The organism is Bradyrhizobium sp. AZCC 2289, from assembly GCF_036924615.1.
Lineage (GTDB): Bacteria > Pseudomonadota > Alphaproteobacteria > Rhizobiales > Xanthobacteraceae > Bradyrhizobium.
Map to the genome: position 1 here is coordinate 8006517 of NZ_JAZHRY010000001.1, position 24347 is coordinate 8030863.

General features: G+C 62.1%; 22 protein-coding genes. 10 read left to right on the plus strand and 12 right to left on the minus strand.

Annotated elements, in window-relative coordinates:
- Positions 1-57: 57 nt before the first annotated feature.
- The 4 genes from V1289_RS37760 to V1289_RS37775 all read right to left on the minus strand — a co-directional run bounded on the left by V1289_RS37760 (position 58) and on the right by V1289_RS37775 (position 3562).
- Complete coding sequence (locus V1289_RS37760) at positions 58-441, minus strand: TadE/TadG family type IV pilus assembly protein (protein WP_334403934.1); 384 nt, start codon at positions 439-441, stop codon at positions 58-60.
- Entirely contained in the window at positions 438-938 is a 501-nt protein-coding gene (locus V1289_RS37765; protein ID WP_334403936.1) for a TadE/TadG family type IV pilus assembly protein, read from the minus strand. The genes V1289_RS37760 and V1289_RS37765 overlap by 4 nt, the downstream gene beginning before the upstream one ends.
- A 15-nt stretch (positions 939-953) precedes the next feature.
- Positions 954-2303: a TadE/TadG family type IV pilus assembly protein gene (locus V1289_RS37770; protein ID WP_334403938.1), complete on the minus strand. Its 1350-nt coding sequence runs from the start codon at positions 2301-2303 to the stop codon at positions 954-956.
- 797 nt (positions 2304-3100) lie between these two features.
- On the minus strand, positions 3101-3562 hold the full coding sequence (locus tag V1289_RS37775) for an Lrp/AsnC family transcriptional regulator (protein WP_074280601.1): 462 nt from the start codon (positions 3560-3562) through the stop codon (positions 3101-3103).
- A gap of 137 nt (positions 3563-3699) precedes the next feature.
- Here V1289_RS37775 and V1289_RS37780 point away from each other — a divergent pair, with 137 nt between their 5' ends.
- Together V1289_RS37780 and V1289_RS37785 are read left to right on the plus strand one after the other, a co-directional pair.
- Entirely contained in the window at positions 3700-6066 is a 2367-nt protein-coding gene (locus tag V1289_RS37780) for a transketolase (RefSeq protein ID WP_334403941.1), read from the plus strand.
- Positions 6067-6389: 323 nt separating this feature from the next.
- Positions 6390-7820 (plus strand): aldehyde dehydrogenase family protein, encoded by a 1431-nt coding sequence (locus V1289_RS37785; protein ID WP_334403942.1) that lies wholly within the window; start codon positions 6390-6392, stop codon positions 7818-7820.
- Positions 7821-8029: 209 nt separating this feature from the next.
- Here the strand turns inward: V1289_RS37785 and V1289_RS37790 are convergent, their stop codons facing one another.
- A complete protein-coding gene (locus V1289_RS37790) occupies positions 8030-8995 on the minus strand; it encodes an SMP-30/gluconolactonase/LRE family protein (protein ID WP_334403944.1) in 966 nt (321 codons plus the stop codon).
- Between the two features lie 95 nt (positions 8996-9090).
- Between V1289_RS37790 and V1289_RS37795 the strand changes: the two genes are divergently transcribed.
- The gene (locus V1289_RS37795; protein WP_334403945.1) at positions 9091-9900 is read left to right on the plus strand and encodes an NAD-dependent epimerase/dehydratase family protein; all 810 of its coding nucleotides are present in this window, start codon (positions 9091-9093) and stop codon (positions 9898-9900) included.
- A gap of 88 nt (positions 9901-9988) precedes the next feature.
- Here the strand turns inward: V1289_RS37795 and V1289_RS37800 are convergent, their stop codons facing one another.
- On the minus strand, positions 9989-10588 hold the full coding sequence (locus V1289_RS37800) for an invasion associated locus B family protein (RefSeq protein WP_334403947.1): 600 nt from the start codon (positions 10586-10588) through the stop codon (positions 9989-9991).
- A 50-nt stretch (positions 10589-10638) separates the two neighbouring features.
- Positions 10639-11331: a GntR family transcriptional regulator gene (locus tag V1289_RS37805; protein WP_442896221.1), complete on the minus strand. Its 693-nt coding sequence runs from the start codon at positions 11329-11331 to the stop codon at positions 10639-10641.
- A gap of 170 nt (positions 11332-11501) precedes the next feature.
- On the opposite strand from V1289_RS37805, the gene V1289_RS37810 reads away from it, so the two are divergent.
- The 5 genes from V1289_RS37810 to V1289_RS37830 all read left to right on the plus strand — a co-directional run bounded on the left by V1289_RS37810 (position 11502) and on the right by V1289_RS37830 (position 17791).
- The gene (locus V1289_RS37810; RefSeq protein ID WP_334403948.1) at positions 11502-13208 is read left to right on the plus strand and encodes an IlvD/Edd family dehydratase; all 1707 of its coding nucleotides are present in this window, start codon (positions 11502-11504) and stop codon (positions 13206-13208) included.
- A gap of 273 nt (positions 13209-13481) precedes the next feature.
- Positions 13482-14483, plus strand: a complete 1002-nt coding sequence (locus tag V1289_RS37815; protein ID WP_334403950.1) for a TRAP transporter substrate-binding protein — start codon at positions 13482-13484, stop codon at positions 14481-14483.
- A 243-nt stretch (positions 14484-14726) separates the two neighbouring features.
- Complete coding sequence (locus V1289_RS37820) at positions 14727-15728, plus strand: TRAP transporter substrate-binding protein (RefSeq protein WP_442896116.1); 1002 nt, start codon at positions 14727-14729, stop codon at positions 15726-15728.
- 141 nt (positions 15729-15869) lie between these two features.
- Positions 15870-16454, plus strand: a complete 585-nt coding sequence (locus V1289_RS37825) for a TRAP transporter small permease (protein WP_334403952.1) — start codon at positions 15870-15872, stop codon at positions 16452-16454.
- Positions 16451-17791, plus strand: a complete 1341-nt coding sequence (locus V1289_RS37830; RefSeq protein WP_074280611.1) for a TRAP transporter large permease — start codon at positions 16451-16453, stop codon at positions 17789-17791. The genes V1289_RS37825 and V1289_RS37830 overlap by 4 nt, the downstream gene beginning before the upstream one ends.
- A 138-nt stretch (positions 17792-17929) precedes the next feature.
- On the opposite strand, the gene V1289_RS37835 is transcribed toward V1289_RS37830, so the two are convergent.
- Together V1289_RS37835 and V1289_RS37840 are read right to left on the minus strand one after the other, a co-directional pair.
- Positions 17930-18511, minus strand: coding sequence for a histidine phosphatase family protein (locus V1289_RS37835; RefSeq protein WP_334403955.1), 582 nt, complete (start codon positions 18509-18511; stop codon positions 17930-17932).
- A complete protein-coding gene (locus V1289_RS37840; RefSeq protein ID WP_334403957.1) occupies positions 18508-19311 on the minus strand; it encodes an enoyl-CoA hydratase/isomerase family protein in 804 nt (267 codons plus the stop codon). Before V1289_RS37840 ends, V1289_RS37835 begins: the two co-directional genes overlap by 4 nt.
- A 291-nt stretch (positions 19312-19602) precedes the next feature.
- Here V1289_RS37840 and V1289_RS37845 point away from each other — a divergent pair, with 291 nt between their 5' ends.
- Both V1289_RS37845 and V1289_RS37850 read left to right on the plus strand, forming a co-directional pair.
- Positions 19603-20823 carry an NAD(P)/FAD-dependent oxidoreductase gene (locus tag V1289_RS37845; protein WP_334403959.1) on the plus strand — a complete coding sequence of 407 codons (1221 nt, stop codon included), beginning with the start codon at positions 19603-19605 and terminating at the stop codon, positions 20821-20823.
- A gap of 98 nt (positions 20824-20921) precedes the next feature.
- Positions 20922-21908 (plus strand): sialic acid TRAP transporter substrate-binding protein SiaP, encoded by a 987-nt coding sequence (locus V1289_RS37850; RefSeq protein WP_334403961.1) that lies wholly within the window; start codon positions 20922-20924, stop codon positions 21906-21908.
- Positions 21909-21953: 45 nt separating this feature from the next.
- Here V1289_RS37850 and V1289_RS37855 read toward each other — a convergent pair whose 3' ends face one another.
- The 3 genes from V1289_RS37855 to V1289_RS37865 are packed head-to-tail and all read right to left on the minus strand — an operon-like array spanning position 21954 to position 24084.
- Positions 21954-22184 (minus strand): hypothetical protein, encoded by a 231-nt coding sequence (locus V1289_RS37855; protein ID WP_442896117.1) that lies wholly within the window; start codon positions 22182-22184, stop codon positions 21954-21956.
- Between the two features lie 42 nt (positions 22185-22226).
- Complete coding sequence (rbsK, locus tag V1289_RS37860; protein ID WP_334403963.1) at positions 22227-23162, minus strand: ribokinase; 936 nt, start codon at positions 23160-23162, stop codon at positions 22227-22229.
- A gap of 10 nt (positions 23163-23172) precedes the next feature.
- Complete coding sequence (locus V1289_RS37865; protein ID WP_334403965.1) at positions 23173-24084, minus strand: sugar kinase; 912 nt, start codon at positions 24082-24084, stop codon at positions 23173-23175.
- Between the last annotated feature and the right edge of the window lie 263 nt (positions 24085-24347).

Consider the following 24347-nt stretch of genomic DNA (forward strand, 5'->3'; position numbering starts at 1 on the left):
CTGTTCCACCGGCAGATCGGCTGGTTTGGTGGCCAGTTCGTACGGCTCACGCGAGCATTATATCGGAAAGCACGCTTGCGCCGTCAGCCGTAGTGGGTCGAGGGGGATGATGCTGGGAAATTGGAACGAATAGCTCGCGTTCACCTGGTTTCCGCAAGCCGGCGTGCTGTAGGTGAAGGTCGAGGCAGGCAGACCTAAACCGAACGCCTGTTGGGTGGCATAGCCGGTAATGGCATTCGGATTACTGGTGGGACAAAGTGCAGCGTTGATGCTGGCGCATCGCGCGGCCATTTCGGCGCCATGCTGCAGACCGATCTGGGTCCAGAACAGCAATCCGACTTCGATCACGCCGAAGATAAACAAAAAGAACACCGGGGCCGTCAACCCGAATTCAAGCGCCGACGTACCGCTCTGATCTCTCAACATTTTCGCGAACTTCACTGCAACCTCGCCGTCGATTGCGCGCTGAAATTATAGTTTTGGGGAACGATCTGATAGTTCAGAAGCGAGCTGTACGTCGCCTGCGCCGAAACCGTGGTGTACGTTCCGGCCACCGCTCCTCCCGGACATGTCGTACCGCAGCTCACAGTATTGATGCCGGAACCCGTTGCGCAGCCGCAAAACTGGACCGGCGCAGGCGATGCAGCGATCGACGAAAAGTTCGTCGCGCTGACCACGGCGTTGGAGATCGCGCTGGCGTCAAAGCCATTCCTCATGGCGTATTGGGCACCAACCTGTGCAGCGTCCTCGACCTGCATCTTACGGTAGACGCCCCGGCCGATATCGATCACGGAGACCATCATGAGCGTCAACACCGGGGCAAGCAGGCCCAACTCGATGGCTGCCGCACCGCTTTGATCGCCCGCCACGCGGGCAAAAAAGCGGCGGAGCGTGCTGGCTCCTCGGCGAACGCGATAGGCGGGGGAGATGTGCGTCATTTCGAATCACCTCATCTATTCGACGAGCTGCGCGGTGCTGATGCCGATCGCGGCGACGCCAAGCGCGGCGCAATTAACCTGGAGATTCGAGCTCCCGGTGAAGGTGAGCGTGTCCGCGACGACTTTGGTGCACGAGGTGGTCGTGCCATTGCCGCCGCTGAAGCTCAAGTTCGCCTTTGGGAGATAGATCGCACCGCCGAAATTCTGCGTGCCGCCGCCGGTCAGGCTAAAAGCCGTACCAACCGGCATCTTGCGGTCACCATAGATCACGATGCCCTGCGTCGAGCCGGAGGTTGGCGCCGTCAAATTGATAGTCGCATTGCTGCCGATCGAGGCCGTGCCCCAACTGCCGCCCGAGCCGGTAAACACGAGCGTCACGCCGGTCCCGGTGATCGTGGCATTGCCTGCCACGCTCAAGTTCGCGCCGTCCAGGTAATAGATACCGGGGTTCAGGTTCAGCGTCGCTCCGGCATTGACGGTGATGCTACCTGTATAGCAGCCCGGGTCGAGCGAGGTGGTTTTCCCGTTGCTGTTCACCGTGATCTTGGCGCTGCTGCAGCTCGGCTCCGGGGGCGGAGAAACGTTGGCATAAGGGTCGGCAACCGGCCGCATGCCGGTCCGAATGCCATTCGTCGCGGTAATATTGCCTGCGCCGGAGACATCGCCGACCACCCCGACCTGATTGGCGGAAACCGTTGCGCTGCCGCCCACTTTCAGCGACGGGCTGGCGCTGGAGTCGCTGTAGAGATTGCAGTTAACCAGATTGAGCTGGTTACTGCCGCTCACGGTCACAGCGGGGTTGGCAGTCGAGTCGAGTGCGAGCACGCAACCCGTTCCGGCGTTTGGGACCGCCACGGCGCGCGCCGTGATGAGAACCGGGGCGGAGCCGAACAGCGCCGAGAGCAGCCGCGATTGCGGCTGGCCGATGATAACTTCGACGGCCTGCGGGTTCGAGGTATAATTGCCGGTGGACGGCGGCTGGTTGACGGTGACCGTAACGTTGTTCACCCCATTCGCGTAACCATAGGTCGCTGTTACTGCGTTGGCTTCGGCGTTCAGGTTAGTGCCTGCGGTCGCCGCACTCGCAGCTCCGGAGTCTGCCGCGCTCTGCATGTTCTTGTGCTTGTAGGACCACCACCCGGCCTCAGTACCGAGGCCGGCGGCCCCAACCAGAACAGGCATGATGAGCGCGAAGATAATCACGTTGCTGCCAGACTTATCGGCAGCAAATCGTCGCAGTAAGCCTTTGCCGTTCGGCTCGGAAATCATAGGAGCATGCGCCATAGTGCGCGAAATGTTCCTGAAACGACAGTTGCCCGTGGAGTTCATGACTCCCCCTGCGTTTGTCCAGTTCCATTGCCACATTTTCCCACTTAGCTGTTTAAGCCTTATTTCGCCGATCGAAGAAAATCCGACCTGCCGAGTAACCTTTAATTAAGCCATGAATTCCGTGCCGTGCTTGGGCCGATTACACATCTGATCGTGCCGCGGTTGGCCGTTTTTGCCCGACGGGCAAATCACTTGCGTGCTTTCGCGCACTGCGAGTCCAGCCCCTTTGACAAAAATATTTCGCTTAACCCGTCGGGCAAATCAGTGGTTTAACTCCGCGCGTCTCACCCAAGAAGAGGGGCGGCTCGCGATCGTCACGAAACGCGCGGTGGGATGCGGTGGACGCGGAAGCTGCGACTGACGAGCGCGGCGGATGCGGACGGCGAAGTCGTGTGGTCCTGGCGCCCCGATGCTGGCGTCAAGTTTCGCGGAAATATCCGTGAGGCGACGGTGGCAAGAAAGCCCGTTCACCGAGGAGAGCGCGAAATAAGCCGTAAACCATTGCGCAGGGAAGGCCGGATGCCTCCGCTGAACCTGTATGCTCGTGTGCGTTTTCTTATGTGCAGCTTGCACACGAGACCGCGGGTGCAGCGCGCACCCGGCTTTCCCTGCGCCCTCTGTTTTTTGGAGGGACACATTCCGACAAACCTCGGGCATTGTGCCGCGAGATCGTGGAGTCATATTCTTCAGGTGTTCGAATGTTGAATCCGATGTCTCAACGCGTCATTGCGAGGAGCGATAGCGACGAAGCAATCCATGCCTCAGCAAGTGGAGATATGGATTGCTTCGCTTCGCTCGCAATGACGGCTCCAAGATCATCCGCTGTACCGATATCACACCGGCAGCGCGATCGAATATTTCACTTGGCTCAGCGCAAAGCTCGACTCGATCGAGGCGATGCCGTCGAGCCGGGTCAGCTTGTTCTTCAGGAACGCCTCATAGGACGACAGGTCGGCGGCGACGACGCGCAGCAGATAGTCGCGGTTGCCGGTCATCAGATAGCATTCCAGCACCTCGTCCCATTTCGAGATCGCCTTGGCAAAACGATTCAGGTCCTCCTCTTTCTGCCGCGCCAGCTTGATCGAGATGAAGACGCTGACATGCAGGCCGAGCGATTTCTGGTCGACGGTGGCGATATAGCGCGTGATCACGCCGCGCTGCTCCAGCAGTTTGACCCGGCGATGGCACGGCGATACCGACAGGCCGACCTTGTCGGCCAGTTCCTGCATGGTCATGCGGCTGTCGGATTGCAGCAGGCTGAGGATTTTTCGGTCGATGGCATCAAGGGCAGGCATTGGGACAAACTCGGGCTTTTGGGACTGGGAGTGGTAATTTATCCCAATATTTGGGGGTATGTCGCGAGGATTTGAGAATTTCGGCGGCGGCAGAACCGCTAAAATCGGCGCATACTGGATGTCTCCGGAGCCTTGCCATGGGAATCGAACCCGCACGCCTCGAATTGCTGTCCGCGCTGGCACGCAAAGTTCTCTGGCTGTCGTCGTGGACGATCCATCATGCCAACCACATAAGGCCCAATACCGACGGCCTGAAGGTCGGCGGCCATCAGGCCTCCTCGGCCTCACTCGCCAACATCATGTCGGCTTTGTATTTCTCGGTGCTGCGGCCGCAGGACCGCGTCGCGGTGAAGCCGCATGCAAGCCCGGTGTTTCACGCTATCCAGTATCTGTTCGGACACCAGACCCGCGAGAAGCTGGAAAATTTTCGCGGCTACAAGGGCGCGCAATCCTATCCGTCGCGTACCAAGGATGCTGACGACGTCGACTTCTCCACCGGCTCGGTCGGCCTTGGCGTGGCGCAAACGCTGTTCGCCTCGCTGGTGCAGGACTACGTCAAGTCGCATGGCTGGATGAAGGACCGGCCCGAGGGCCGCATGATCGCGCTGGTCGGCGACGCCGAGATGGACGAGGGCAATATTTTCGAGGCCTTGTTGGAGGGCTGGAAGCACGGGCTGCGCAACACCTGGTGGGTGGTCGACTACAACCGCCAGAGCCTCGATGCGGTGGTCCGCGAAGGGTTGTGGGCGAAATTCGAATCCATGTTCCGCAATTTCGGCTGGGACGTGGTGATCGTGAAATACGGCACGCTGATGCAGGCGGCGTTTGCGGAAGCAGGCGGCGAGGCGCTGAGGCGCTGGATCGATAATTGTCCGAACCAGATGTATGCCGCGCTGTGTTTCCAGGGTGGCGCGGCGTTCCGCAAGCATCTGCAGGACGACATCGGCGATCAGGGCCCGGTCACGCAATTGATCGACCGCCGCAGTGACGAGGAGTTGCTGGCGCTGATGTCCAATCTCGGCGGACACGACATGACGAGCATGATCGATGCGTTCGAGTCGATCGATCACGACCGCCCGGTCTGCTTCATCGCCTACACTATCAAGGGCGTCGGCCTGCCGTTCCAGGGCCACAAGGACAACCATGCGGGGTTGATGACGCCGACGCAGATGGAGAAGTGGCGCGCGACGCAGAACATCCGTCCCGGCCATGAATGGGAGAAGTTCGAGGGACTGTCGCAGGAGCCCGCGACGCTGGAGGCATTTTTGGCGGAGGCGCCGTTCAACCGCGAAGGTCGTCGCCGTCTGGATGCGCCCGTCATCGAGGTGCCGCAGCAGCTGGTGTTCAAGCCGGCAGCGCAGATGTCGACGCAGCAGGGCTTTGGGCTCGTGCTCAACGAAATCGCGCGTGGCGCCACCGAACTCGCGTCGCGCATCGTTACAGCATCGCCCGATGTCACCGTGTCGACCAATCTCGGCGCCTGGGTCAACCGCCGCGGGCTGTTTGCGAAGGCGGAAAACCACGACCTGTTCCGGCAGGAAAAGATCCCGTCGACCTTCAACTGGGACTTTTCGCCGAAAGGACAGCACCTCGAACTCGGCATCGCCGAGATGAACCTGTTCATCATGCTGTCGGCGCTGGGGTTGTCGCATCAGATCAACGGCGAACGGCTGCTGCCGATCGGGACGCTGTATGACCCCTTCATCGAGCGCGGCCTCGATGCGCTGAACTACGCCTGCTACCAGGATGCCCGCTTCATGGTGGTGGCGACACCGTCCGGCATCACGCTGGCGCCGGAGGGCGGCGCGCACCAGTCGATCGCAACGCCCCTGATCGGCATGGCGCAGGATGGCCTGGCCTCGTTCGAGCCGGCTTTCGTCGATGAATTGTCCGTGATCATGGCTTTCGGCTTCCGGCACATGCAGCGCGAAGTCGGCGAGGGCGGCTCGGTCTATTTGCGGCTGTCGACGCGCACGCTCGAGCAGCCGCAGCGGATCATGACGCCTGACCTGCAGCGGGATATTACCGACGGTGCCTATTGGCTGCGCAGGCCGGGCCCGAACTGTGAAATCGTGGTCGCCTATACCGGCGCGCTGGCGCCCGAGGCGATCGAAGCCACAGGCTTCATCGGCGAAAGCCGCAGGGATGTCGGCCTGCTGGCGGTAACTTCAGCGGACCGCCTGCATGGTGGATGGACCGCCGCACGGAATTTGCGGCGCGACCGCCGCGGCGTGCAGCACCTCAGCCATATCGAAAAACTGCTGGCGCCATTGCCGCGCGACTGCGGCATCGTCACCGTGATCGACGGCCATCCGGCGACGCTCGGCTGGCTCGGCAGTGTCCGCGGCCATCGCGTCGAGGCGCTCGGCGTCGAGCATTTTGGCCAGACTGGCACCATCTCCGACCTCTATCGCCACCACGGCATCGACGCCAACGCCATCATCGACGCAGCGGAAGCCCTTACCGCCGGCGCTCCGGTGCGGCACCGCAAGATGGCGGTTTAGTCATTTTCGTCGTCCCGGCGATCGCCGCTTACCTCGTCGTCCCCGCGAAAGCGGGGACCCATACGCCGCAGCGGTTGTTGTTTGGGAAGGTGGCCGACGGCTGGCTTAATAACCACGGCCGGTGGCTGGGTCCCGGCTCAAGGCCGGGACGACGACTAGAATTGCCGCACCTTGCTTCCGTCACCCCCCTGACCTTATATCCGGTGTCTGCCGCTACGCGGCGTCCCGCATATGGCGGGTTCAATTTGCCCGGCTTTCGTGCAAGGATGCCTGCCGAACGCTTCCGTTCCCCATACATTCGCCCCGAAATAAAGAGGTTTACGATGGTCAATCGCATGCAATTCTACATCGATGGCGCCTGGGTCGATCCCGTCGTCAAGAAGTCCACGCCCGTCGTCAATCCGGCGACCGAAGAGGCGATGTATGAGGTTGCGCTCGGCTCCAAGGCCGATGTCGACAAGGCGGTCACTGCTGCCAAGCGCGCCTTCGTGACGTTTTCGCAGACCAGCCGCGAGGAGCGGGTGGCGCTGCTCGAAAAGATCATCGAGGTCTACAAGACCCGCATGAAGGATATCGGCGCCGCCGTTTCCGACGAGATGGGCGCGCCGCTGCCGATGGCCGAGCGCCTGCAGGCCGGCGCCGGCCTCGGCCATATCGCCTCCACCCTGGAAGTGCTGAAGAATTATCATTTCGAGGAGAACGTCGGCACTGCGGTTGTGGTGCGCGAGCCGGTCGGCGTCATCGGCATGATCACGCCCTGGAACTGGCCGCTGAACCAGATCGCCTGCAAGGTCGCGCCGGCACTGGCCGCCGGCTGCACCATGATCCTGAAGCCGTCGGAATTCACGCCGTCGTCGGCGTTGATCTTCGCGGAAATCCTGCATGAAGCCGGCGTGCCGAAAGGCGTGTTCAACCTGATCAACGGCCTCGGCCCCGAAGTCGGCGCCGCCATGAGCGAGCACCCGGATATCGACATGATCTCGTTCACCGGCTCGACCCGCGCCGGCGTCGATGTCGCCAAGCGCGCGGCCCCGACCGTGAAGCGCGTCAGCCAGGAACTCGGCGGCAAGTCGCCGAACGTGATCCTCGAAGGCGCCGACCTCACCAAGGCCGTCACCGGTGGCGTGATGCACATGTTCAATAATTCGGGACAGTCCTGCAACGCACCGTCGCGGATGATCGTGCCGCTGTCGAAGATGAAGGAAGTCGCCGCCATCGCCAAGGGCGTCGCCGACAAGACCAAGGCCGGCGATCCCCGCGCGGAAGGCACCACCATCGGTCCGGTGGTGTCGCGCATCCAGTGGGACAAGATCCAGGCCCTGATCCACAAGGGCATCGAGGAAGGTGCGACGCTGGTTGCCGGCGGCCCGGGCCTGCCGGAAGGCGTCAACAAGGGCTTCTACGTGCGTCCGACCATCTTCGCCGACGTCACCAACGACATGACCATCGCGCGCGAGGAAATCTTCGGGCCCGTGCTCACGATCCTTGGCGCCAAGGATGAAGCGGAAGCCGTGAAGATCGCCAACGACACGCCCTATGGTCTCGCCGGTTACGTCTCGGGCGATACGGTTGAAAGCGCGCGCCGGGTCGGCCGCCAGATCCGTGCCGGTAACGTCAACCTGCAGGGCGTGCCCAACGACCGCTCCGCGCCGTTCGGCGGCTACAAGCAGTCTGGCAACGGCCGCGAATGGGGCAAATACGGCCTGGAAGAATATCTCGAGGTGAAGGCGGTCGCGGGTTACAACGCGGCGTAAGTTTTCGAGCGATCAATGCAAACGCCGGGGCGGGAAATCCGCTCCGGCGTTTTTGCGTTTCTGGAAGAGCGTTGAACAACCTCAGTGTCGTCCCTGCGAACGCAGGGACCCATAACTCCGGTCGTCTGTTGTACAGAAAATATCTGTGACCGCACCCTAACGAGAGGCCGCGGCGTATGGGTCCCTGCGTTCGCAGGGACGACGGAGAATTATCCCCCCAGCGCGCCCTGGGTGTTGACGTACAGCGCGTAGATCGACTGGCTCGCGGCCATGAACAGGCGGTTGCGCTTCAGGCCGCCGAAGCAGAGATTGGCGCAGCGTTCGGGCAGCGCGATGCGGCCGATCATGACGCCGTCGGGCGCATAGACCACCACGCCGTCGAGTTCGGGATCGCCCATGCCCCAGCCGCACCACAGATTGCCGTCGATGTCGGCGCGCATGCCGTCGGGGGTGCCGGGGCCGGCGTCGACGAACACGCGCTTGTTGGAAATCGTGGTCCCGCTCGGGGCAACGTCGTAAGCGAGGATTTTGCGGGCCGGCACGCCGCGAGATTCGATGATGTAGAGAATCTTCTCGTCCGGCGAGAAGCACAGCCCGTTGGGCCCGAGGATGCCCTCGGCGACGATGGTGGCTTTCCCGCTTCCGCCGTCGATCCGGTAGACATTCATGTCGATTTCGGATTCGGCCTTATAGCCCTCGTAATTGCCGAGCAGGCCGAACACGGGATCGGTGAACCAGATCGAGCCGTCGGATTTCACGACAACGTCGTTGGGTGAGTTCAGCCGCTTGCCTTCGAACGAATCCATCAGCACAGTGATCGAACCGTCATATTCAGTACGGGTGACGCGGCGGCCGCCATGTTCGCAGGTGACCAGCCGGCCCTGGCGGTCGCGGGTGTTGCCGTTGGCGAAGTTCGAGGGTTTGCGGAAAATGCTGACCGCGCCGGTCTCCTCCTCCCATTTGAGGATGCGCTGGTTCGGAATATCGCTGCACAATAAATATCGCCCGTCGCCGAACCACACCGGGCCCTCGGCCCAGCGCAGGCCCGTGGTCAGCCGCTCCACGGCCGAGAGTTTCAGCCAGTATTTTTCAAAGCGCGGATCGAGTGCGTGGATGGCCGGATCGGGATAATAGGTCGCCAGCTGCCAGCCAGCGCGGGATGTTGCCTCGGACATTTGCTGTTCTCGTTGTTGTTGCGTTTCCTCGCGGTTTGATTTGCTATCATTGTCGGCCTATGACCGCAATTCGGTCGCAAGAAACGAGGGAAGAAATGCCACGCATATTGATAACCGGCGCCGCCGGGGCCATCGGCACAAGCCTGCGCAAGCTGTTGCCGGCGGTCTATCCGGATCTGCTGCTGAGCGATCTGAAGGCGCCGGCCGATCTCGGCAGACACGAAAAATTCAAGGCGGCCGATCTCGCCGACCTCGCCCAGGTCGAGGCGATCTGTGAGGGTGTCGACGGTATCCTGCATTTCGGCGGCTATTCGGTCGAAGGGCCCTGGGACGGCATCCTGCGGGCCAACATCATCGGCGGCTACAATCTGTTCGAGGCTGCGCGCCGGCAAGGCGTCAAGCGCGTGGTGTTCGCCTCCTCCAACCATGCGATCGGCTTCTATCCGAGGCATCACCGGATCGGCACCGATGTCACCGCGCGGCCGGACAGCCGCTACGGCGTCAGCAAGGTGTTCGGCGAAGCGCTCGGCGCGCTCTATGCCGACAAGCACGGGCTCAAGGTCACCTGCCTTCGCATCGGCAATTTCGGCGAAAAGCCGCTGGATCACCGGCGGCTGTCGATCTGGCTGAAGCCCGAAGATCTGGCGCAGCTCTGCCGGATCGGGCTCGACCATCCCGACATCCACTTCGAGATTTTCTACGGCGCCTCCGACAATGAGCGCGGCTGGTGGGACAATCATCGCGCCCACGATCTCGGCTATCGACCGACCGGCCGCGCCGAGGATTTCCGCGAGCACGCGATGGCCGAGCAGGCCAAGCTCAAGCCGGATCCGATCGGCGATTTCTACCAGGGTGGCGGGTTCTGCAGCATCGAGTTCGACGGCGACACAAGCCGGATTGTGTAACCGGCGTCATTCCGGGGCGTGCGAAGCACGAACCCGCAATCTCGAGATTCCGGGTCTGGTCCTACGGACCATCCCGGAATGACGACCTCTACTCCCTACATTCAAACGCCTGCTTCTGCTGCTCCGACTGTTTCGTCAGCTGCTTCATCTTGTCGCTCGTGAAGATCTCCCCACGCACCTTCGGTGGATCGCCGGCAGGCCCATCATAGGCCGCAGCGAAATCGGCAAGGGAAAAGGAAAGGCTGAGTTCTTGATAGGCCGTATCGGTCGCCTCGATGGCGATCGTCCGCGAACGCTTCAGGCGTTCGATGAATTCGCTGTCGATGTCGAGTTTGCCCCGGCAACCCAAGCCGAAACATTCGGGATGCGGTATCAGGATCGGAGCATCCTGATCGATCTGGACGCCGATCTCGCCTTCGAGCGCTCGCTTTGTGCCGAAATTCGCGAGCAGGCTCAGGGTTTTTTCATCCCGAATGGAGATCGAAACGCCACCGCCGGAAGGATGACACGCGCCGCGCGCCGCCGCCGAAATGAAACAGTCCGAATTGCCGTCGGCCCGCTTGAAGCAAAGTTTTGTCCACGGCCCATAGGTGAGCTGCATGGCGCGAGAATCGTCGGCTTTGGCGGCGCTGCCGCCAAACACCGGGTACGCTGAAATCAACGCAAGCAGCACAAGCGCGCGGTTCATGGACGATTCCCTCACGATCGCCCGCAGCGTATCGGGTTATTGGTATCGGGTTATTGCGGCTTATCATCCGCCGCGATGCGGCCGAGATAATCCGACTTGCTGTATTGCATGTGATCGACGCAGAGCTGGGCCAGCGCCCAGCTGTCGCGGCCTTTCAAAAGTTCGATCATCAACTCATGCTGGCGGCGCGATAGCGCCAGGCCCTCCTTGTCGGCGAGGTTCTTGGCGCGCATCGGCAGCGTCAGGTTCATATAGTCCTGCAGCGAGCGCACCAGATAGGGATTGCCGCAGGCCGAGAACAGCGCGACGTGGAAGGCGTCGTTGGCCTCGTGGATGCCGCGCAGATCCTGCGCGTCGGCCCTGGCGCAATATTGCCGCTGCAACTCGCTCAATTGTTCGATCAGGCCGGCAGGCGCCGGCAGCGCGATCATCAGCGCCGCCTGCCGCGTCAGCATTTCCCGCACCTCATAGATCTGCCGAACTTCCTCGGCGGAATAGAACCGCACGGTGGCGCCGATATTCTTCTCGCGCAGCACGATGCCCTGGCGCTCGAGCTGAAACAGCCCCTGGCGCACGAAATGGCGGCTGGCGCCGTAGCGCGACATCAAGGTGTCTTCGACCAGCCGCGACCCCGGCGCGAAGCGGCCGAAGATGATGTCTTCCTCCAGCCGGCGAATGACTTCCGCCTGCTCCTCCTCGCGGGACAGCGCGGAAGGTTCGGGTGGGGTGGCAAGCGGCTTCATGGCCATTCGCGCCGGATCATCGCCAGAAATCAGCACGGTACGGCATCCATTGTCAATAATGATGGCCATTTTGGTGTCCATTGTCGCCTTCCAGAGGCCGAATAATCAAACATTGACAATAATTCGACGGGCTCGTTTAGTGCCCCACCACCACGACAGGAAATGAGAAAATGGCTGAAGGACTTCGCAAGGGGCTGGCAAGTTATGGCGATGCCGGGTTTTCGCTGTTCCTGCGCAAGGCCTTCATCAAGGCGATGGGTTATTCCGACGACGCGCTGAACCGCCCGATCGTCGGCATCACCAACACCTACAGCGATTACAATCCTTGCCACGCCAACGTGCCCCAGATCATCGAGGCGGTGAAGCGCGGCGTGATGCTATCAGGCGCGATGCCGATGGTGTTCCCAACCATTTCGATCGCCGAGAGCTTTTCGCATCCGACCTCGATGTATCTGCGCAATCTGATGGCGATGGATACCGAGGAGATGATCCGCGCCCAGCCGATGGACGCCATTGTCGTGATCGGCGGCTGCGACAAGACCCTGCCGGCGCAGATCATGGCCGCGGTCTCGGCCGATCTGCCGACCGTCGTCATTCCCGTCGGGCCGATGGTGGTCGGGCATCACAAGGGCGAAGTGCTGGGCGCCTGCACCGATTGCCGGCGGCTGTGGGGCAAATACCGCGCGGGCGAAATCGACGACGTCGAGATTGAGGCCGTCAACGGGCGGCTGGCGCCGTCGGTCGGCACCTGCATGGTGATGGGCACCGCGAGCACCATGGCCTGCATCACAGAGGCGCTGGGTCTGTCGCTGCCGATGAGCGCGACGATTCCGGCGCCCCATGCCGAGCGGTTTCGCTTGGCCGAAGCAAGCGGCAAGGTGGCGGCGGCGATGGCCAAGGCGAAAAGCCCGCGGCCGAGCGAGCTTCTGACCGCTTCATCGTTCCGCAATGCGCAGGTGGTGCTGCAGGCGATCGGCGGCTCGACCAATGGTCTCATTCATCTCACCGCGATCGCCAACCGCACCAAGCATCGCATCGATCTCGAAGGTTTCGACAAGCTCGGCCGCGAGGTGCCGGTGCTGATCGACCTGAAACCGTCGGGCGAGCATTACATGGAGCACTTTCATCATGCCGGCGGCGTGCCGAAGCTGATGGCGCAGCTCGGCGATCTCATCGACCTCGATGCCAAAACCATTACCGGCGCGACGTTGCGCGATGTGGTCGCCAATGCAGAGGAAGTGCCCGGCCAGGACGCGATCCGCCCGCGCAAAAATCCGATCAAGCCGGAAGGCGCAATGGCGGTGCTGCACGGCAATCTCGCGCCGCGCGGCGCGGTCATCAAGCATTCCGCCGCGAGCCCAAAGCTGCTGCAGCACACCGGCCGCGCCGTGGTGTTCGAATCCGTCGAGGACATGACTGAGCGGGTCGACGATCCCGCGCTGGATGTGACCGCCGACGACGTGCTGGTGCTGCGCAACGCCGGGCCGAAGGGCGCGCCGGGTATGCCGGAAGCCGGCTATTTGCCGATCCCGAAGAAGCTCGGACGCGCCGGCGTCAAAGACATGGTGCGGATCTCGGACGCGCGCATGAGCGGCACGGCGTTCGGCACCATCGTGCTGCACATCACTCCGGAATCCGCCGTCGGCGGGCCGCTGGCGCTGGTCCGGAACGGCGACATGATCCGGCTAGATGTCGCCAGGCGCAGCATCGATCTGCTGGTCGACGAGGCCGAACTGCAAAAGCGTCGTGCGGCGCTGGCGCCAGCCGTCACACCGGACTGGGCCAGGCGCGGCTACGCGCACCTGTTCAACGAAACCATTCTGCAGGCCGACGAAGGCTGCGATTTCGACTTCATGCGCGGTGAGGGGAAGGGGTAGGCGGTTTACCTTCCGTCATTGCGAGCCAACGGGTCGCGCGAACGCGCGCCCGATGACAGGCTCCGCGAAGCAATCCATCGCGCTACGCAAAGACAGAATGGATTGCTTCGTCGCTTCGCTCCTCGCAATGACGGCGGAGGGCCGCGGCGGCCGCTGTAATACAATTGTCATCTCGCAAATGCGTTCATTCCTTTACGCCTGATGTTTGATTGACAATCAAACAACCCCGATGGGATGATGAAAAGAAACATCATAAAACATCAGGGGGAGACGATGACCAGGCGGAGAGCAATACTCGGTGCGATCGCGGCCGTGTCCGCGATGATGACGGCGGCAAGCGCCGGTGCGCAGCAGGTGAAACATTATCGCTTCGCCTATGATCAGCCCAAGACAACCGGCTACGGCATCGTCGGCGATATCTTCAGCGACAGACTGAAGGCGCTGAGCAAGGGCACGATGCTGATCGACCAATATCCCGGCGCGCAGCTCGGGCAAGAGCCGCAAGTCCTGCAGCTCGTGAAGGCAGGCGACGTCGAGTTCTGCATTTCATCCTCCGCCAATGCCGCGACGCTGTCGCCGCAGGCCGGCGTGATGTCGATGCACTTCCTGTTCCGCTCAGAGGCGCATCTGATCAAGGCGATCGCGGACCCCGAAGTGTCCAAGGCGGTCAAGGCGATGATCGCCGATACCGTGCAGGGCGCGCGCGTCATTGCATTGTCGACGCTCGGCTTGCGCAGCATGTACGCCAAGCGCGAGATCAAGAACATCGGGGATATGAAGGGCCTCAAGGTGCGCGTGCAGGCGACGCCGACCGAGGACACCATGTTCCCGGCCTATGGCGCCCAGATCGTGCACATGCCGTTCGGCAGCGTCTACACCTCGTTGCAGACCGGTGTGGTCGATGTCGCGGAAAACGGCGTCAATGTCTATCTCGCCAACAAGCATTACGAGGTCGCCCCCGTGCTTTCGATGACCGAGCACGAGGCCAACAACAGCCTGGTGTGGATCAGCGACAAGCTCTGGAACAGCCTGACGCCGGAGCAGCAGGGCTGGGTGCAAGCCGCGGCCGACGAGGTCAACAAGACCGAGCCCGCGAAAACGATCGAGCTCGAACATCAGTCGCAGGACCAGCTGAGGAAGATCGGCGTCAAGATCGTCACCGACGTCGACAAGTCGGGCTTCATCGCGATTGCCGATCCCTATCTCGACAAGCTCGCCAAGGAGCTTGGGCCGCACGCCGAGAAGGTCAAAGACCTGATCCGCGCGATCAAGTAGGCGGGCAGCGAGGAAAACGAAATCGTCATGCCCGGGCATAGCGGTCAAGCTTACGCAGACCGCGTAGACTTGTCTGCGTTGCCCGGCCATGACACGGAGGGTGTGCGATGGCTAAATTATCGACAATCCTTGGCCGATCAGCTGCGATCGGGCACCAACACCTCGCTTGTCCGATGCTTTATTGACAATCCGGCGACCTTGATGGGATGATCGAGAAAACCAAAACAGGGGGGAAACGGCGCGATGGATAATCGAAGGAAGTTCATGGCCGCGGCGGTCGCTGCGGCGGCTTTCCTGTTCGCGGGCGCTGCCGGCGCGCAGGAGGTGAAGCATTATCGTTTCGCCCACGATCAGCAGCTCAACACCGGCTACAGCGTCGCCTACGACATGTTTTCCGCAAAACTCAAGGAATTGAGCAAGGGCACCATGCTGGTCGACCAGTATCCCGGCGCGCAACTCGGGCAGGAGCCGCAGCTGCTGCAACTGGTGAAATCCGGGGACATCGAATTCGCCATCGTCTCGTCAGCGAATACCGCGACCATCTCGCCACAGGCCGGCGTGATGTCGTTGCACTTCCTCTTCCGCAACGCCGATCACCTGGTCAAGGCGCTGGCCGACCAGCAGGTGATCGATGCGATCACGGCGATGATCGACGAAACCACGCAAGGCCTGCACGTCATTGCCACCGGCTCGCAGGGCGTGCGCAGCATCTACAGCAAGAAGGAAATCCACAACGCGGGCGACATGAAGGGAATCAAGATCCGCGTTCAGGCCACGGCGACGGAGGACGCGATCTTCCCGGCCTATGGCGCGCAGACCGTGCACATGCCGTTCGGCAGCGTCTACACCTCGCTGCAAACCGGCGTGGTCGATGCCGCCGAGAACAGCATCAACGTCTATCTCGTCAACAAGCATTATGAAGTCGCACCCGTGCTGTCGATGACCGAGCATGAGGCCAACAACGCGCTGTTGTTCGTCAGCGACAGACTGTGGCAGAGTCTTTCCGCCGAACAGAAGGCGTGGGTGAAGACGGCAGCGGCGGAAGTCAGCGCCAAGGAGCCGGCCAAGGCGTTCGAGCTCGAGAAGGCCGCGGCCACCAGGCTGAAGGGTTTGGGCGTCAAGATCGTCGAGGATGAGGACAAGAAAAGCTTTGCCGCGGTTTCCGATCCCTATCTCGACAAGCTTGCCAAGGAGCTCGGGCCGCACGCCGAGAAGATCAAGAACCTGATCCGGGCGATCAACTGAGGTCGCGGAATGAATTTCAATTAAGTCGTCATGCCCGGGCTTGTCCCGGGCATCCACGTCTTTCTTGATGCCGAGGCAAGACGTGGATGGCCGGGACAAGCCCGGCCATGACGAGGGAATACCAACCGCTCAGGAATTTTGATGGCCATCGCCGATAAACTGGTGCTGCAGCGGCATCGCCATCTGAAATGGCAGTCGTTCGACCGGCTCGAACTGGTGCTGATGATCATCTGCGGCGTGCTGTGTTTCGGCTTTTCGCTGTCGGTGACGTGCGACATTGTCACGCGCACCATCGGCCATCCCTGGCTGTGGCTGCAGGAAGTCACTTCCACGCTGTTCATCTATGCGATCTTCATCGGTGCGGCGGTCGCCACCCGCCGCAACGATCATTTGTACCTGACCGCGATCTCCGAGGCGATGCACGGCACGCCGCGCATGATCGTCGAGATCATCATCCGCATGGTGGTGCTTGGCGTCGCGTTCGTTCTGATCTGGTACGGCTATCTCAACTATATCAGGGGATTTGGCAGCTTCCGGCTGCCATCGGGCACGCCGATCGCCTCGCTCTACGCCATCATTCCGCTGTCCGGCATCCTGATCGCATTGTTCACGATCGAGCAACTGGTCAACGGCATTCGCAACGGATTCGACCATCCCGAACCGCCGGACGAGGACCTCGCGATTCCGTCAATCGACACCAGCGCCCGGATGGGAACGCAGCCGTGAGCGCGCCCGTCGTCCTCGCATTGATGTCGTTCTGCTTCCTGTTCTTCGGCTATCTCGGCGTGCCCGTGCCGTTTTCGCTGCTGGCCGGCGTGTTCGTCGGCGCGATATTGTCCGATGTCTCGCTGGCGGCGATCATCCAGAAGATCTTTGACGGCGTGGACTCCGAGGCGCTGCTCGCAATCCCGTTCTTCCTCCTGGTCGGCGAACTCATGAGTTCGGCGAATGTGGTGGTGCGAATAGCCAATCTGTCGGTGTCGCTGGTCGGGCACATCAGGGGCGGGCTGTCGCAGGTCGTCGTGGTGTTCTCGATGTTCTTCTCGGAAATGTCGGGCTCGACCACCGCCGACGTCGCGGTGATGAGCCGGGCGCTGGGCGGGCCGATGAAGCGGGAAGGCTATACGCCGGCCTTCATCGCGGCGATCATCGCGTCCGCTTCCACCATCGCGGCGCTGGTGCCGCCGAGCATCACCGCGGTGGTTTACGGCGCGGTTGGCAATGTCTCGATCGCAGGTCTTTTCATGGCCGGCGTCGTTCCGGGCTTGATGATCGGCTTCGGGCTGATGATCTATTGCTATTTCTTCGGCCCCTCCGGCATGCGCAAGCCGCGCGCGCCGCTGCGTCAGGTCGTCTTCGCCGCCGGCGACGCCGCGCTGCCGCTGATGATCCCGGTGATCCTGCTCGGCGGCATCCTCACCGGCTGGTTTACGCCGACGGAAGCCGGCGTCGTTGCGGTGGTCTGGATCATCGCGGTCGTGATTCCCGCGCTCAACCGCGGGCACATCAAGAAGATCCCTTACGACTTTTGCCTGGCCGGGCTGATCTTCTCGCTGCCGTTGATCACCATCGGCGCCGCCAACGCCTTTGGTTGGATGCTGGCTTACCTGCGCGGCGCCATCTACATCGCCGACACGATCACCGGGATCGCCGGCCATGATCCGCATTTGATCATGCTGCTGATGGTGCTGCTGTTCACGGTGGTCGGCGATTTCATCGAGCCGGTGCCGACCATCATCATCTTCATGCCGCTGGTGAATGCGCTGACCCAGGCCGGGGACATCAACGGCGTCCATATGGGCGTGGTGCTGATTGCGACGCTGGCCTTCGGTTTGATCACGCCGCCTTACGGGCTAGTGCTGCTGATGGCCTCGAAGTTCGTCGGCGTCAGTTTCGCCAAAGCGTTGCGCGCGGCGCTGCCGATCTATGTGGTGTTTCTGGTGACGATCTGTTTCACGATCTATTTCCCAAAAGTGGTGCTGTGGCTGCCGAAGCAGGTGATCCCGGAATCGGTCGGCTGCTTCAAGTCGCCGGCGGGGACGGGGTATATCTGTCCGCCGTAATCGTCGTCCCGGGCAAGCGAAGCGCGACCCGGGACCCATACCGCGTTGTGCTCTCGATGAGGCAAGGCGGTCGACGCCTTCCGTAACAACCAAGACCTGTGGTTATGGGTCCCTGCTTTCGCAGGGACGACGATGGGGCTAAGCTACTTCCTCAACATTCCACCCATCGCCCGTGCGCGCAAAGCGGAACGGCGTGCCGTGGCGGTTGTCGAACCAGCGACCGCACAGCGCCGACGCCAGCGATTGCATCACCGCGTCATGACAGACGAACAGGATGTTGGCTTGGGGAAGATGGTCGAGCCATTTGCGCACGCAATACAGCGCCCGGGTTGAGACCGAACTCCATGCCTCGCCATCGGGCGGCAGGATCGAGACCAGCTCCTCCATCGCGCCGATGCCGTGCTCGGCCATGGCGCCGCGAATCGATATTCCTTCCAGGCTGCCGAAATCGCATTCGGTGATGCCGTCGTCTGTGCTGACCGGCTTCGAACAAGCCGCGGCAATAATTTCGGCGGTCTTCGCCGCGCGGACCAGCGGGCTGGTGACGATGTGGTCGAGCCGGACGGGCTGCAAGCGCCGGGCGGCGGCCTGCGCCTGCGCGATGCCGTCGTCATTCAGGGGATTGTCGGTGCGTCCCTGAAACAGCCCTTGCCGGTTCCAGTCGGTGGCGCCGTGACGCAGGCAGAGAAAGGAACGCGACGGCGCCGCCAACGGCTTCACTTCGATTTGCTGGTGAATTTCTTCACCGCCGCACGAAACTCGTCGGTGTTCATGGCGTCGATGATCTTCGCTTCTTCGGCGTCGAGTTGCTGTTTGGTCGGGGTAACGCCGGCCTGGTACACCAGTGATTTGGTGCCGCTGATGGCGGCCGGCGGATTCTGGGCGAGCCGTTCGGCGAATTGCCGGGTCGCCGCTTTCAGTTCCACCGCCGGAACGATTTTGGCGACAAGACCCCAATCATGCGCCTGCTGCGCGAAAAAACTGTCTTCCGCCAGAAATATCTGCAAGGCGCGGCGGACGCCGACGGTACCGACCATGCCGACCGTGCTGCCGCCGTCCGGGGAGACGCCGATCTTGGCGTAGGCCGGCGTAAAGCGGGCGTCGTCGGCGGCGATGCAGAGGTCGGTGACGAAGGCCAGCCCCATGCCCGCGCCGGCTGCGGAACCCTGAACGCTGGACAGCACGATCTTCGGCATTCGGCGCAGGGTCTCGATGAACGCGTGATAGTGCTTGAGCAATTCCCCGACCACCGGAGCGATGGTGTCCGCGGCCGCGGCGGCGCCGATGGTTTGCAGATCGCCGCCGGCCGAGAACGCCCGGCCTGTGCCCTCGATGACCAGCACGCGGACACTGCCATTGGCCTCGACCTCGAGGCCCAGTTGTTCGAGCTTTTTCGCGATCGATAGATCGATCGAATTGAAGGCGGCGGGTCGGTTGAGCGTGATGGTCGCAATCGGGCCTTCGACCCTGAGCAGCGCCGGATCGTCGGCAGGGGCGGTGGTAGGAGCGGGTGCGGGCATTGGCAGGCCTCCGGTCGGAGCGGTCGCGGGTCCTCTGGATAGCGGGGCATTTAAATAGCAGAAGGGAAGGGGTGACAATCCCCGGCCAAGTCTGCAAAATGCGGCCTGACCTTCCTCCTGGGCAAGGACGCTCTTGCGCATCCCTGGACCATGAGGCCAAATAAAGCCCGCCATCGTTCGGGACGCGGACACGAGCGCCGCTCCTTAGAACGATGAGGCGAGCAAGCCAAAATCGGCAGAGAGAGGAGACGACATGGGTCATTCCTGTGCGCTTGCAATTGGGTTGTCGCGATGACGCAAGGACCCGTCCTTATCGTCGGCGCCGGCCACGCCGGCTTTCAGCTCGCGGCCTCGTTGCGCCAACATGGTTTTGGCGAGCGCATCGCGCTCATCAACGACGAGGGCCATCTGCCGTATCAGCGGCCGCCTTTGTCGAAGGCCTATCTCAAGGGCGAAGGCCGTCCCGACAGCCTGATGTTCCGGCCGGACAAATTTTATCACGACCAGAACATCGATCTGATCTCCGATCGCGTGGTGTCGATCGACCGTACCAGGCGGAAGCTGTTGCTCGCCTCCGGCGCGTCGCTCGATTACTGGCATCTAGTGCTGGCCACTGGGGCGCGCAATCGCCTGCTCGATATCCCCAATGCCAATCTGGAAGCCGTGCGCTATCTACGGATATTGGACGAAAGCGAGGCGCTGCGGCAGCGGATCAGTTCGGGCCAGCGCGTCATTGTGATCGGCGCCGGCTTCATCGGGCTGGAATTCGCCGCGACCGCGCGCGCAAAAGGCCTTGAAGTCGATGTCATCGAACTCGGCACCCGCGTGATGGCGCGCGCGGTGACCGCGGAGATTTCGGAGTTCTTCCAACAAAGGCATACGGCGGCGGGCATTCGCATCCACCTCGGCGTGCAGGTCACCAGCATCGAGGCCGACGGCGGTAAGGTCACCGGCGTCAGCCTCAGCGACGGCCGACACATCCCGGCCGACCTTATCGTGGTCGGCGTCGGCGTTTTGCCCAATGTCGAGCTTGCTGCGGAGGCTGGATTGCCTGTCGCGTCAGGGATTATCGTCGACGAGCACCTGCTGACCACGGATCCGAACATCTCGGCCATTGGCGATTGCGCGCTGTATGCGAGCCCACGGTTCGGCGCGTCGCTGCGGCTTGAGTCCGTGCAGAACGCCACCGATCACGCGCGCTGCGTCGCGGCCCGGCTGACCGGTGATGCCAAGGCCTATGACGGCCTGCCGTGGTTCTGGAGCGATCAGGGCCCCGACAAGCTGCAGATCGCCGGTCTGACCACCGGCTACGACCGCGTGGTGGTGCGGGGCGATCGCGCGCAGGGAGCGTTCTCGGCCTTCTGCTACAAATCCGGGCAACTGGTCGGCATCGAGTCGGTCAACCGCGCCGGCGATCACATGTTCGGCCGGCGCCTGCTTGCCGCCAACGGCTCGATCACGCCGGAGCAGGCCGCCGATACCGGCTTCGATCTGAAGCGTGCGCTGACTTAAGTTGCGCCCGCTTCCACTTGCATCCGTTGGTCATTTCGGCAACGCTATCGACTCAAGACCCGTCAAAGATGTCTCAGGCGGCCATCTGGGAGGGTATCATGCCGGTCTGGACACGCTGTCTCACGCTATCGGCGGCATTGATCGTTGCAGCCGTAGTCGCAGGCCCGGCTTCGGCCCAGATCAAGCTGAAATGGGCGCATGTCTACGAGATTACCGAGCCCTTCCACACTGAAGCGTTGTGGGCGGCCGGCGAAATCAAGAAGCGCACCAAGGGCAAATACGACATCGAGGTGTTTCCGCTCTCGCAGCTCGGCAACGAGAACCAGATCAACGAAGGGCTCGGCCTCGGCACCATCGATCTGATCTACACCGGCGTGACTTTTGCGGCTGCGACCTACAAGCCGCTCGGTATCAGCGGCGCGCCGTTCATGCTGCGCAATTTCGAGCACTGGAAGGCCTATCGCGATAGCAAGCTGTTCCAGGATCTGGCCAGCGGTTACGAGGACAAGACCAGGCACAAGATCGTCGCGTTCACCTACTACGGCCTGCGTCAACTCACCGCCAACAGGCCGGTCATGAAGCCTGAGGAAATGCAGGGCATGAAGCTGCGGGTGCCGCCGGCGCCGCTGTTTCTGATGTTCAGCAAATCTGTCGGCGCCAGTGCGACGCCGATCGCATTCGCGGAAGTCTACCGCGCCCTGCAGCAGGGCACGGTCGAAGGCGAGGAAAATCCGATGCCGACGATCATGGCCAAGAAATTCTATGAAGTGCAAAGCCATCTCATTCTGACCGGCCACATCATGGAATCGATGTTGACGGTGGTCGGCAACCATGTCTGGAGCAAGCTGACGCCGGATGAGCGAAAGATTTTTGCGGAGGTGCTGAAGGAAGCCGCATCGCGAGCGACCGATGCAATCGAGGCCTCCGAGCGGGTGCTTGCCGACGAGTTCAAGGCGCTCGGCATGACCGTGGTCGTGCCCGACCGCGAAGCATTCCGCAAGGCGGCGATCCCGCTGCACAACGATCCATCCGCCGGCGCCGGCTGGAGCCGGGCGCAATACGACGAATTGCAAGCGCTGAAGTGACGGGCCGGCCGGTGAGGCGGTCATGGCGCCGATCGTTCGCGTTCCTCATGCGCTCAGGACAACGGGCGTGAATATTTGCAGCCTGGTGATGGCTGGCCAGTCCCATGCGATGCCCAGTCCGGGCACCGACGGCGGCCTTGCCCTGCCGTCCTCAATCGCAAGGCGGCTCGTGGTGATGTCATCGAGCTGCGGAATCCACTCCACCCAGGAGTCGGTGCGTACCGCCTTCGGAACAAGATCGACCTGCAGGATTTCGACACGTTCGATCTTGGTCATGGTTTTCCTTTTTTCGGAGCGGTGTGGGAAACCACTGTATGGCTACAGCGGCGCTTCGGGACGACGTGCGGAGATTATTGCCGCAACTTCCGCCGCCGTCGGCATTGACGGCGCGGCGCCCATCCGCTGCACGCAGATCGAGGCCGCGACGTTGGCGTAATCCAGCGCTTCGTCGATCGTCCTCCCGCTTGCAAGCTGCGCCGCCAGCGCGCCGACGAAGCAATCGCCGGCGCCGGTGGAGTCGACGGCTTTGACTTGATGGCCGGGAACGAGCAGCGATTGGCCCTCGATCAGCGCCAGCACGCCGCGTTTGCCGAGGGTCACGCAGATCGTTCTGCCAAGGTTTGCCGGCAGCCGGCGCGCGGCTTCGACGAAGCGCGCGGGCTCGTCGCTGTCGCGCAGCTCGGTTTTGGCGAGAAGGCCAAGCTCGGTTTCATTGAGAATGAGAATATCGACGAGATCGAGTAACTCAGTGCCGAATTCGACCGCCGGCGCCGGATTGAGAATCGTGGTCGCGCCCGCGACCCGCGCGCGCTTGAAGAACGCGCTAACGGTCGATAGCGGGATTTCAAACTGGCTCACCGCGATATCGCCCTTCGCGAGCACGGGTGCGGCGATATCCTCAGCACTCACCAACCCATTGGCGCCGGGCACGACGACGATGGTGTTGTCGGCTTTCGCGATGGTAATGACAGCCGTTCCGCTGTGCGTCTCGGCGGTGTCCTTGACGAAGGTGAGGTCGACACCCTGCGCGGCGAGGAACGCTCTCAACTCCCGTCCGAACGCATCGGTGCCGACCCGGCCGATCAGCGTGGTCGGCGCGCCCAGTTTGGCCGCGGATACCGCCTGGTTGGCGCCCTTGCCGCCGGGAAAATACAGCACGGCCTTGCCGGCGACGGTCTCGCCGATCCGGGGATGCCGGTCGGCCGTCGCCACCACATCCATATTGATGCTGCCGGCGACGAAAACCCGCGCCATGACTGCCCGCCTAATCCCAGAACTCCTTCTTGCGTCCGATTTGAAACTCCTGCTTGACGGCCTCGATATCGGACAGTGCCGGCAATCCGGCCTCGTTGCCGAGCTTTTGAATCTTGTAAGTCGAGGCCGCGCGCGCAAACTCGAAATGGTCCTTCCAGCCTTTGCCGGGACTGGCGAGATAGGAATAGATGTAGGCGCCATGGAATACGTCGCCCGCGCCGTTGGTGTCGAGCACGCGCTCGGGCGCGATCGGAAGCGCGGGCAAGGTGCGAACCGCCCCCGCCTCGTCATACCAGAGCAGGCCTTTTTCCCCCATGGTCACGCCGCCGACGCGGCAGCCGCGGCCCTTGAGATAATCCAGCATCTTTTCCGGCGTCAGATCCATCTGCTCGCACAGCCGCTCGGCCACGATGGCGACGTCGATGAACTCCAGCAGTTCATGGGTGTTGGTCCGCAGGCCGCCGCCGTCGAGCGATGTCAAAATGCCGTCCTCTCGGCACAGCCTGGCATAGTGGATCGCAGCGTCGGGCTGGTGGCCGTCGACATGCAGGGCGCGGCAGCCCTTCAGATTCAGCATCGGAAAGGGATGGATGTGATCGTCGTCGCGGCAACGCACGATGGCGCGCTTGCCATCCTTCGGCATGATGAAGGACAGCGACGAGGAGTTGACCTTGCGCGGGTGGATCGAGATGCCGTATTTCGCGCTCATATCCCAGAACATCCGCCCCAGCCAGTCATTGGCGACGGTGGCGACCAGGTCCGGCACGATGCCGAGCTTGGCGCAGCAGAACGCTGCCGTGACCGCGTTGCCGCCAAATGAAACCGCGTAGGCGGACGCCACATGTTTCTCGTCGCCGGTCGGCATGTGGTCGGTGATGAAGGTAACGTCGATATAGGTCTGTCCGATGAAGAGAGCCTGCATTCGTTTTCCGTCGTGGCTGAGGGGTGGTACCCGGCCGGCGTCCATACATTAGCACCGGTTATCGGATGCATTCGCTGAAATTATTCGCATGCCTGCCGTCTTTGCAGCTTGAGATGGGGATATGAGGAGACTAGGACCGTCGATCCAAGTCGGCTGTTGCCGACTTGGACATTGATATAACTGAACTCGGGTAAACCCGAGTTCAGGGGGCATCAGCAGCATGCCGCCGATAACGGTCGGCCGCGGCCTTGAGTTCCGGGCAG

Coding starts and splice junctions, on each gene's coding strand:
- V1289_RS37840 (WP_334403957.1), bottom strand. CDS start 19,311: ATGCCCGCACCCGCTCCTACCACCGCCCCTGCCGACGATCCGGCGCTG.
- V1289_RS37825 (WP_334403952.1), top strand. CDS start 15,870: ATGGCCATCGCCGATAAACTGGTGCTGCAGCGGCATCGCCATCTGAAA.
- V1289_RS37820 (WP_442896116.1), top strand. CDS start 14,727: ATGGATAATCGAAGGAAGTTCATGGCCGCGGCGGTCGCTGCGGCGGCT.
- V1289_RS37775 (WP_074280601.1), bottom strand. CDS start 3,562: ATGCCTGCCCTTGATGCCATCGACCGAAAAATCCTCAGCCTGCTGCAA.
- V1289_RS37765 (WP_334403936.1), bottom strand. CDS start 938: ATGACGCACATCTCCCCCGCCTATCGCGTTCGCCGAGGAGCCAGCACG.
- V1289_RS37815 (WP_334403950.1), top strand. CDS start 13,482: ATGACCAGGCGGAGAGCAATACTCGGTGCGATCGCGGCCGTGTCCGCG.
- V1289_RS37850 (WP_334403961.1), top strand. CDS start 20,922: ATGCCGGTCTGGACACGCTGTCTCACGCTATCGGCGGCATTGATCGTT.
- V1289_RS37805 (WP_442896221.1), bottom strand. CDS start 11,331: ATGAAGCCGCTTGCCACCCCACCCGAACCTTCCGCGCTGTCCCGCGAG.
- V1289_RS37810 (WP_334403948.1), top strand. CDS start 11,502: ATGGCTGAAGGACTTCGCAAGGGGCTGGCAAGTTATGGCGATGCCGGG.
- V1289_RS37865 (WP_334403965.1), bottom strand. CDS start 24,084: ATGCAGGCTCTCTTCATCGGACAGACCTATATCGACGTTACCTTCATC.
- V1289_RS37770 (WP_334403938.1), bottom strand. CDS start 2,303: ATGTGGCAATGGAACTGGACAAACGCAGGGGGAGTCATGAACTCCACG.
- V1289_RS37790 (WP_334403944.1), bottom strand. CDS start 8,995: ATGTCCGAGGCAACATCCCGCGCTGGCTGGCAGCTGGCGACCTATTAT.
- V1289_RS37845 (WP_334403959.1), top strand. CDS start 19,603: ATGACGCAAGGACCCGTCCTTATCGTCGGCGCCGGCCACGCCGGCTTT.
- rbsK (WP_334403963.1), bottom strand. CDS start 23,162: ATGGCGCGGGTTTTCGTCGCCGGCAGCATCAATATGGATGTGGTGGCG.
- V1289_RS37785 (WP_334403942.1), top strand. CDS start 6,390: ATGGTCAATCGCATGCAATTCTACATCGATGGCGCCTGGGTCGATCCC.
- V1289_RS37780 (WP_334403941.1), top strand. CDS start 3,700: ATGGGAATCGAACCCGCACGCCTCGAATTGCTGTCCGCGCTGGCACGC.
- V1289_RS37855 (WP_442896117.1), bottom strand. CDS start 22,184: ATGACCAAGATCGAACGTGTCGAAATCCTGCAGGTCGATCTTGTTCCG.
- V1289_RS37800 (WP_334403947.1), bottom strand. CDS start 10,588: ATGAACCGCGCGCTTGTGCTGCTTGCGTTGATTTCAGCGTACCCGGTG.
- V1289_RS37795 (WP_334403945.1), top strand. CDS start 9,091: ATGCCACGCATATTGATAACCGGCGCCGCCGGGGCCATCGGCACAAGC.